At 54.4% G+C, this 1,286-nt stretch carries 1 protein-coding gene; it reads right to left on the bottom strand.

Annotated elements, in window-relative coordinates:
* Positions 1 to 124: 124 nt before the first annotated feature.
* The gene (gene rraB / locus OKB81_RS20355) at positions 125 to 460 is read right to left on the bottom strand and encodes a ribonuclease E inhibitor RraB (RefSeq protein ID WP_010675493.1); all 336 of its coding nucleotides are present in this window, start codon (positions 458 to 460) and stop codon (positions 125 to 127) included.
* Positions 461 to 1,286: the final 826 nt, after the last annotated feature.

Here is a 1,286-nt window from a genome sequence, read left to right as displayed (position 1 = left end):
GGAACCAGTGATTGGTTCCGGATTGTCCTACAGCAGAAGGATCGGTCAATGGATCCTTAACTGATCAGCATTGCACCCGAGGGTGGCCTTGTTGTTTTTGCAAAGCGTACGTGATCTGACGCACTTACTCCTGGAAGTAGGTGCCCCAGCCGTCGTAGTCCACCCCGTATTTCTCGAGGATGGGCAGCATCTTCTCGATGTCGGCGACGATGGTGTCGATGTCCAGCTTGCACTCCACCATGGCGTCGAAGCAGAAGATGGTGGCGCCGTCGTCCAGCTCCATCTCCTCGGCGTCGGTCACTTCGAAACCGGCCTTGAACAGATCGACCGCCGCCTTCTCCAGCAGATCGAACTTCTGGCAGGCAAAGTGGTGCTCAATCTCGTAATCCAGATCCGGGTTGCTGCCATCGGCCAGCAGCTCGTTGACGATGGCGGCGGTCTCTTCGCGCCACTCTTGCATATTGGTATTCATATAAACCCCAGGCGGTGTTGGATGGATGTCACCCCTGCCAGCCGCGTCGGCCCGGACCATGGCCAGGGGATGAGTGCGGCAAAGCATACCCGCAGAGCGCGGCAGGCTCAATCGATGGGCCAAGATAACTGGCGCCTCTTCCGGCTTGGCGCCAACGGGCAGCCCTCGGCACGTCAGGCAGCCCGCCATCCTTCATGATGTTCTGCTGGCCGTCGGCCCGCCCTGCCCCGCAGGCGCCCCTCTTTTCATGGTTAAAACGGGGAAACCGGTCCAATCACGGGAAGATTGCTCGGATATCGAGCGAACGGTACATCAATCTGCGGCCTGTGGTTGACACCTCAGTCCAGAAAGGGTTTAATGCGCGCCGTTGCCCAGATAGCTCAGTCGGTAGAGCAGGGGATTGAAAATCCTCATGACAGTTTACATACCACAGCTCTGGACAGCACACTCCACAAGGCTTCGCTTTCAATGCGAGGCCTTTTTGTTATGCGTCTCTGGTCAATCTCTGGCACGTTTAGGCTCTACAAGCTTAGGATTAAAAACTTTCGCCTTTCTGCTCCCTGATGCTAGTCAGCGCTTCATGGCTCAAACGCATTATCCGGTGATTAGACCTTCAATACCCTGCCAGATTAACACTTACCGTTTCCTGCTCCGAAACAGACTATTTATTTAGCTAGGGAAGGTGCGAATAAGCGGGGAAATTCTTCTCGGCTGACTCAGTCATTTCATTTCTTCATGTTTGAGCCGATCTTTTCTCCCGTAAATGCCTTGAATCAGCCTATTTAGACCGTTTCTTCGCCATTTAAGGCGTTAT

Origin of the sequence: Aeromonas sp. QDB56 (assembly GCF_027705505.1) — a bacterium.
Classification (GTDB): domain Bacteria; phylum Pseudomonadota; class Gammaproteobacteria; order Enterobacterales; family Aeromonadaceae; genus Aeromonas; species Aeromonas caviae.
The sequence above is the reverse complement of the archived record's forward strand: the minus strand, read 5'-3'. Positions and strand labels throughout refer to the sequence as shown.